5 protein-coding genes are annotated in these 8,048 nt (G+C 65.6%); 1 reads left to right on the top strand and 4 read right to left on the bottom strand.

Annotated features, from left to right (window positions below):
- Positions 1–43 precede the first annotated feature (43 nt).
- The 3 genes from H8A95_RS40155 to H8A95_RS40165 are packed head-to-tail and all read right to left on the bottom strand — an operon-like array spanning position 44 to position 3,298.
- Positions 44–841 carry a fumarylacetoacetate hydrolase family protein gene (locus H8A95_RS40155; RefSeq protein ID WP_229188056.1) on the bottom strand — a complete coding sequence of 266 codons (798 nt, stop codon included), beginning with the start codon at positions 839–841 and terminating at the stop codon, positions 44–46.
- 12 nt (positions 842–853) lie between these two features.
- The gene (locus tag H8A95_RS40160; protein WP_229188057.1) at positions 854–2,218 is read right to left on the bottom strand and encodes an LLM class flavin-dependent oxidoreductase; all 1,365 of its coding nucleotides are present in this window, start codon (positions 2,216–2,218) and stop codon (positions 854–856) included.
- Between the two features lie 27 nt (positions 2,219–2,245).
- Positions 2,246–3,298 carry an Ldh family oxidoreductase gene (locus tag H8A95_RS40165; RefSeq protein WP_229188058.1) on the bottom strand — a complete coding sequence of 351 codons (1,053 nt, stop codon included), beginning with the start codon at positions 3,296–3,298 and terminating at the stop codon, positions 2,246–2,248.
- Positions 3,299–3,701: 403 nt separating this feature from the next.
- On the opposite strand from H8A95_RS40165, the gene H8A95_RS40170 reads away from it, so the two are divergent.
- Positions 3,702–7,817, top strand: a complete 4,116-nt coding sequence (locus H8A95_RS40170) for a bifunctional diguanylate cyclase/phosphodiesterase (protein WP_229188059.1) — start codon at positions 3,702–3,704, stop codon at positions 7,815–7,817.
- Here H8A95_RS40170 and H8A95_RS40175 read toward each other — a convergent pair.
- Positions 7,791–8,048 (bottom strand): hypothetical protein (locus H8A95_RS40175; protein ID WP_229188060.1); only part of this gene is annotated, 258 nt, incomplete at its 5' end. The two genes, H8A95_RS40170 and H8A95_RS40175, sit on opposite strands and share 27 nt — an antisense overlap.

The raw sequence follows: 8,048 nt of genomic DNA on the forward strand, positions 1-8,048 counted from the left end.
GGTATGGAGCACGCGCGTCAGCAATAACGAGGAGCCACCCGCCTCACACCTTCTCCTTCACGAACCGGTTCCGCAACGTGCCAATGCCGGTGATGTCGATCTCGACCACGTCACCGTCCTTCAAGTCCGGCGAGGCGCCGTCGGTGCCCATCCAGATCACGTCGCCGGGCGACAGCGTGAAATACTTCGTCAGCTCGACGAGGAAGGGCACGATGCCGAAGATCATCTCGTTGGTGCGGAAGCGGCCGGTCTCCTTGCCGTTGACGCGGATCGCGGTTTCCATGCGGTCGAGATCTACATCGGTCTCGATCCACGGGCCCATCGGCTTGAACGTGTCGGCGTTCTTGGATCGCCACAGCCCGCGATCGGCCTTCTGCCAGCTGCGCTCGGAGACGTCGTTGCCGATGGTGTATCCGAACACGCAGTCCATCGCATTGGCTTCGGTCAGATGCTTGGCGGTCTTGCCGATCACGACGACGAGCTCGCCCTCGTAATGGATCTTCTCGGTCGCGCTCGCGGGGATCACCACGTTTTCGTCATGGGCGATCAGCGCGTTCTGCGCGCGGTAGCCGATCTCGGGACGATCAGGGACGTTCGGCACCGTACCGGCCTTGTCGGCGGCTTCCTTGAGGTGCTTCAAATAATTCAGCCCGACGCAATAGAAAGTGCGCGGGATCAACGGCAGCTCGATCTTGACGTCCTTCAAGGCGTGGGTCTTCGCCGTCTTGCTCCATTCCGAAAACGGATCGCCGTTGACGGTGATGACGGTGTCGCCCTCGACGAGGCCCCAGGAAGGAGTGCTCGCAGTGTTGCCCGCGGCGGTGAATTTCAGCCAGCGCATGATGATGTCCCTCTATTCCGCAGCCTGCGCGCGGGTCTTCCAGGCGCCGGCAGCCGGGCGCTTGAGCCCGAGATTTTCCCGCAGCGTCGTGCCGGCATAGTCCTTGTGGAACAGGCCGCGCTTCTGTAGCTCGGGCACCACGTGATCGACGAAGTCGGCGTAGGAGCCCGGCACGTAGCTCGCTGCGATGACGAAGCCGTCGCAGCCGCGATTGACAAACATTTCCTCCAGCCGATCGGCGATTTCCTTGGGGCCGCCGACCATCGCGTCCTGTACCTGGCCGCGGCCGGAGAAGGTGATGAAGTCGCGGGTCGAGGGATTGCTCTTGCCGGAGGTGCGCAGCACGCCGTCGCGGATGCCGAGCATGCCTTGCATCCCCTGCAACTCCTCTGTCGTCAGCGGTTCGTCGATCCCCTTGGCGCCGAAATCGAAGTTGAGGCCTTCGGCGAGCAGCGACAATGCGTCGATCTCGAGCGGCAGCTTCTGGATCACGGCCATGCGGTCCTCGGCCTCGGCCTTGGTCGCGCCCGTGACCGGCGTGATCAGATTGCACAGCATCATCTGGTCGGGATCGCGCCCGGCCTTGGCGGCTTCGCCCTTGATCGCGTCGTAGCCCTGCTTGGCATTGGCCAGGTTGCGCGCCGCGGTGAAGATCACCTCGCCCCAGCGTCCGGCAAAGCGCTGGCCGCGCCCGGACGCGCCGGCCTGGATCACGACGGGATGGCCCTGCGCCGAGCGCGGCACCGTGAACGGGCCGCGCGAGGTGAAGAACGCGCCCTTGTGGTCAAGCCGCTTCACCTTGGCCGGATCGGCAAAGCGGCCACTCTTCTTGTCGATCACCAGCGAGCCGTCTTCCCAGGCGTCCCAGTGGCCGAGCACCACCTCCATGAACTCGTCGGCGCGGTCATAGCGGTGATCGTGCTCGAGATGCTGCTCGCGGCCCATATTGAGGGCTTCCCCGTCATTGACCGACGTCACCACGTTCCACGCCGCACGGCCGTTCGTCATCAGGTCGAGCGTGGCGAAGCGGCGGGCGACGTCGAACGGCTCGAAATAGGTGGTGGACGCGGTCGAGGCGAGGCCGAGCTTGGTGGTGACCATGCCCATCGCGGTCAGCACCACGATCGGGTCCATCTTCACGCAGCGGATGCCGTATTCGACGGTGTGGGCGTGATCGTTGCCGTAGCGATCGGGCATTGCGAGGCGATCGTCGAAGAACGCCATGTGGAACTTGCCGCGCTCCAGGATGCGCGCGATTTCCTGGTAGTAGTCCGCCGACATCGAATCGTCGCGCGACTCCGGGTGGCGCCAGGAGCTCGGCAGGTTGGTGCAGTTCTGCGCCTGCAAGAAGCCAACCAGCGCCATTTGCCGTGTCATGTCGTTCTCCTGTGTCCGGGCGATGTATCAGCGAAGGCCGAGGTCGTCGGTCAGCTTGTAGTCGGCGGCGAGCGCCTTGAGCTTGTCCCAGGTCGCATCCTCGATCTCGATGCCGTCCTTGCGCCGCTGCTGCTCGCGCAGATATTCGATCTCGCCCGGATAGAACACGCCGCGGCTGCCTTCCGAGGGCGGTGTCGATTTCAGATAGCGGGCGAAGTCGGCGACTTCCTTCTTGAAATCCTGCAAGGGGCGGAACGCGGCGACGTTGAACACCGCCATGAAGCAGCCGTCGTTGTGGCGGCCGGTCGGCTCGACGCCGAAACCGAGGCCGGTGAGCAGGCCGCACAGCACCTCGACCATCGCCGCAAGGCCCGAGCCCTTGTAGCCTTCGCTGCCGCCGAGCGGCAAAAGCGCGCCGCCCTTGCGATAGTCCGCAGGGTCGGTGGTGTCGCGCCCTTCGGCATCGATGATCCAGCCCTTCGGGATACTCTCGCCGCGCGCCACCGCGAGCTGGATCTTGCCGGCGGCAACCGCGGAGGTCGCCATATCCAGATAGAACGGCGCCTCGAGATCGGAGGGTACCGCGATCGAGAGCGGGTTGGTGCCGAGCCGGGCCTCGCGGCCCCCGAACGGCGCGACATGTTTCGGCGAGCGGCCGGAATCGGCGGCCGCAATCCCGATCATGCCTTCGCGCATCGCCATCAGCGGGTAATGCGCGAGACGCCCGACATGGCTCTGCCGGAACACGGTGCAGGCCGCGACATTGGCGGTCTTCGCCTTGTTGATGGTCATCTCCATCGCCTTGGCGTTGACGTGGAAGCCGAAGCCCCAATGACCGTCGATCACGGTCGTGGTCGGCGTCTCCTGCACGACGGTCCATTTCGCGCCGGGCACGATATGGCCGGCCTTGATGCGGTCGATATAGGTCGGAATAGCGATCACGCCGTGGGAGTCGTGGCCGGCGAGGTTGGCGTTGACGCAGCCGGAGGCGACCGCGCTGGCCTCCTCCTCCGACGCGCCGGCGCCCTTCAGCAGCGCCGCGCCGATGCGCGTGAGACGGTCGGCCTGGACGATCGGCATGGGATTTTCCTCGCGGTCCGCCCGCATGATGCGCGGGTCTTGCTTGCTGTTATCAGGCTCATGGTCTCAGAGCGCCGAAGTGTGAGCAAGCGCAGAAAATCCGGTCCGCCATACCGCCAGCAGGGTGCTGGCGGCGATGTTTTCACCGAGTGGAACGGGCGCGGTCGCGATGCGGAATTTGGCCGCTCCGCCGACGCAGGTAGGGTCGCAATCCGGGCATCATGGCCTTACGGCTCAGGCTGGCACACCGGCGTCCGTAATATCCCGGAAAAGGGCCTTCCGCGTTCGTCAGCCGTTTACTTTGTCGTGCAACTTGCCGGATACGCTAACCACCACTTAGGCCTATCGCGGGCAATGTTCCGCTCCAGTTTGAAGGGGGTGGCCCCGGGGGCCTTCAGGAATCGTGCAGTCGAGCATCGGGCGTACATTCGCGGCGTTGAATGCCACCAACGAAGCGATCCTGTACGCAAAATCACCAGAAGAACTGTACGGAAAGGTCTGCGAAGCCGCGTTCTCGGGCGGGAGCTTCCTGGCCGCGACCGTGTTCTTGCTGGAGCCGGATACCGGTCTGCTGACCTTCGCAGCCGGTTGCGGCGACGATGTCGCGCGTCTGCGCAGCATCACCATTTCCGCGATCGCCCACGCTCCGGAAGGCGAAGGCGTTGCCGGGCAGGCGTTCCGCGACCAGCGGGTCTGCGTCAGCAACGACTATGTCAACGACTCCCGTTCGGCGGCCTGGCGCAGCGGTGCTGCGGCGGCCGGTGTCGGCGCGGCGGCGGCGGTGCCACTGGTCTGCGCCGGGCGCAGCGTCGGCGTCTTCATGGTGACGCGGCGTGAGAGCAACTCCCTCAGCGAGGAGATCGTTTCGCTGCTGGAGCGCATGGCCGCGAACGTCTCCTTTGCGCTCGACAATTTCGACCATGAGGCGTCGCGCAAGAGCGGCGAGCGGGCGATGCGCCGGCTCAACCGCATGTTCGGTGCCATCAGCGCAACCAACGAGGCGATCCTTCGCGCCAAGACCGAGCACGATCTTTATCAGCGGGTCTGCGACGCCGCGGTGTTCAGCGGAAAGTCCTTCGCCACCGTGGTGCTGCTGGCCGAGCCTGACACGCACTGGCTCGAGCCGGTCGCCGGTACCGGCGAGGCGATCGACCTGATCACCCAGACGCGCTTCTCGACCGATCCGGACAATGTCTACGGCAAGGGGATCTGCGGCGAGGCGTTCCGGACCCAGCGGCCGTGCGTCGAGCACGACATCCCGATATCGATAAGGGAATCGAAGACGCCAATCCGCGGCAGCGGCCTGATGGCCTGCGTGGCGCTGCCGCTCACCCGGTTCGGCAAGAGCATCGGCGTGCTGATCTTCTTCACGAGCAATTCCTGGGCCCGCGACCAGGAGATCATCGCGCTGCTGGCGGGGATCGCCGAAAACGTCTCGGTTGCGCTCGACACGTTCGGTCGCGCCACCGAGAAGGCCAGGGCCGACGCCGAGCGCGAGCGGTTGTCGCGGATGTTCGCGGCGCTGAGCGCGACCAACGAGGCGATCATGCGCGCCAGGTCGCGGCTCGAAATGTTCGAGCTGGTCTGCGCCGCGGCGGCGCACGGCGGCGGGTTCAATTCCACCAGCATTCTGATCGCCAAGCCCGGCGACGATTTCCTGGAGATGATGGCGGTCGCGGGTCCGACTGCCGAAAATGCGCGCCGCCTCAACGTCTCGCGCAGCGAGGCGCGGCCCGAAGGGCGCGGCGTCTGCGGCAGGGCGTTCCGCTCCCGGCGCGCCTGCATCAACAATGATTTTCTGGGCGACGTCGCCAATAATCCGTTCCGCGAAATCATCGACCGCGAGGATGCGCGATCGGGCGCAGCCTTTCCCTTGATCGTCGACGACGAGCCGGTCGGCGTGATGCTGTTCATCTCCGCCAAGCGCAACACCTTCTCGGCCGAATTCGCCGAGCTTCTTCAGCGGCTCGCCGACAACGTCGCCTATGCGCTCGGCAGCTTCGATCGCGCCGACGAGAAGGCGCGGACCGAGGAGCAGAAGGAACGGCTGCGGCGAATGTTCGCGGCGCTGAGCGCGACCAATGAGGCGATCATGCGGGCGAAATCCCGCAGCGAGCTGTTCAATCTGGTCTGCGACGCCGCAGCGGTCGGCGGACAGTTCATCTCGGCCACGATCAGGCTGGTCCGCCCGGGCGAAGCCTTCCTCGACAACGTGGCGGCCTCGGGTCCCGACCGGGTGCGCGCCCGCGAAGTCCAGTTGTCGGCCGACGCGACGCGGCCGGAAGGCCAGACCCTGACCGGCGTTGCGATCCGCACCCGCAGGCCCTGCATCAGCAACGACTATCTCAGCGACTTCGGCCCCGAATCGCATGTCTACCCGGTCGTCCGCGACAGCGGCAGCAAGTCCGGCGCGGCGCTGCCGCTACTCAAGAACGGCGAGGCGATCGGCGCGCTGGTGTTTCTCTCCAGCGAATTCGGCACATTCAGCCCGGAGATGATGGCGCTGTTGCAGCGGCTCGCCGAGAACGTCTCGTTTGCGCTCGCCAATTTCGACCGCGCCGACGAGAAGGCGCGCGTCGATGAGCAGAAGGAGCGGCTGTCGCGGATGTTCGCGGCGTTGAGCGCGACCAACGAGGCGATCATGCGGGCGAAGTCCCGCTCCGAGCTCTATCAGCTGGTTTGCGAAGCGGCGGCAACCGGGGGAAAATTCACCTCGGCCACCATCGCGCTGGCGCAGCCCGGAAGCGACTATCTCCGGATTGTCGCGATCGCGGGCCCGGCGGCAGAAGGCGCGAGCCAGGTGACGCTCTCGATCAGCGAGGCGCACCCCGAGGGGCGCGGCGCCTGCGGCAGGGCGTTCCGGTCCGGCAAGGCCTGCATCATCAACGACTATTTTGCCGATACCGAGACGGCAGCCTTTCATGACCGGGCGCGGCTCGATGGGACGCAGTCCGGCGCCTCGTTTCCGCTGACCGTCAACGGCTGGGTGGTCGGCGTCATGATCTTCGTCGCGATCGAGAGGGACACGTTCACACCGGAATTCGCCGAGCTGTTGCAGCGGCTCGCCGACAATCTGGCGTTCGCGCTCGAGAGTTTCGATCGCGCCGACGAGAAGCACAAGGCCGACGAGCGCATCGAATACCTTGCCTCGCATGACAGCCTGACCAATCTGCCGAACCGCGAGACGTTCAACGAGATGCTGCGTCACGCGATCTCGGCGGCGGATCGCCATCGCCGGCAGCTTGCGGTGCTGTTCATCGACCTTGATCGTTTCAAGATCATCAACGACTCGCTCGGTCACGACGCCGGCGACATGCTGCTGGTGGCGATCGCCAAGCGGCTGCGTGAATCGTTGCGCGCGAGCGACGTCGTGGCGCGGCTCGGCGGCGATGAGTTCGTGGTCATCCTCGAGGAAACCGCCGAACGGGACGACGTCGAGCGGATCGCCGGCGATCTCCTGGTCTCGCTCAGCCAGCCGCTGCAGATCAGTGGGCACGAGTGCCACACCACGGCCTCGATCGGGATCGCGATGTATCCGGCCGACGGCTCCGACGTGCAGACGCTCACCAAGAACGCCGACATGGCGATGTATCTCGCCAAGGAGGACGGCAAGAACGGTTTCCGCTTCTTCTCCAACGAGGTCAGGGCGCAGTCGATCGAGCGCCTGACGATGGAGAGCGCGCTGCGCCGCGCGCTGGAGCGCGACCAGTTCTCGCTCGAGTATCAGCCCAAGGTCGACATGGCGAGCGGGCAGATCAGCGGCGTCGAGGCGCTGTTGCGCTGGACCCATCCCGAGCTTGGCAAGGTATCGCCGGGGCAGTTCATTCCGCTCGCCGAGGAAGTCGGCCTGATCGTGCCGGTCGGCCGCTGGGTGCTGAAGGAAGCCTGCGCGCAGAACATGGCGTGGCAGCACCGCGGCCTCAAGGCGGTGACCATGGCGGTCAACCTCTCGCCGCGACAGTTCGGCGATCCGAATTTGCTCAACGATATCGATGAGGCGCTGGCGGCGAGCGGCATGCCGCCGGCGCTGTTGCAGCTCGAGGTGACCGAGAGCATGGTGATGCGCAACGTGACGCGCGCGGTCCGCGTGCTCGATGCGATCCAGAACCGCGGCATTCGGCTGGCGATCGACGATTTCGGCACCGGCTATTCGTCGATGTCGCTGATGAAGCAGTTCCCGATCGACACCATCAAGATCGATCGCTCCTTTGTGCGGGATCTGCCCGATGATTCCGAGGATGTCGCGATCGCGCAGGCGATCATCAGCATGGGCAAGGCGCTCGGCATGACCATCGTCGCCGAGGGCGTCGAGACCTCAGAGCAGCAGGAGTTCCTGCGCGCGCATGCATGCGACGAGATGCAGGGGTTCCTGTTCAGCCGGCCGCTGCCGCCGCGCGATCTCGCCGAGTTGTTGAAGACGTCGCCGGCGCTGACCTCGCCTCCGTTGCAGCCGTCGCTGGACGATGAGGTGATCGGCGAGGCCGTGCCGGATCTAGGGCGGAAACGCGCTGTCGTCTGACGGCTGCACCGGCAAGTCGCGGACGTCGGAATCGGTCGACGCGACCTTGCGCGAGAATTCATACGGCCATGGCACGATGTCCTGGCCGGCGAGCGTCCGGCGCAACACGCTGGCTCCCTCGGCGAAGCTGGCGCCGTCGGGCAGCCTGAGCTGGTAGCTCAACGTGGACGGCAGCGACTCTGTGGCATCGCGCATCTCGAATGCCGGTCCCCACCACCACGCCGGCGCCGG

Source organism: Bradyrhizobium oropedii (assembly GCF_020889685.1).
GTDB classification, from domain to species: Bacteria; Pseudomonadota; Alphaproteobacteria; order Rhizobiales; family Xanthobacteraceae; genus Bradyrhizobium; species Bradyrhizobium oropedii.

Excerpts from the sequence above, each read along its gene's own strand:
- H8A95_RS40155 (WP_229188056.1), bottom strand. The coding sequence starts at position 841 with ATGCGCTGGCTGAAATTCACCGCCGCGGGCAACACTGCGAGCACTCCT.
- H8A95_RS40165 (WP_229188058.1), bottom strand. The coding sequence starts at position 3,298 with ATGCCGATCGTCCAGGCCGACCGTCTCACGCGCATCGGCGCGGCGCTG.
- H8A95_RS40160 (WP_229188057.1), bottom strand. The coding sequence starts at position 2,218 with ATGACACGGCAAATGGCGCTGGTTGGCTTCTTGCAGGCGCAGAACTGC.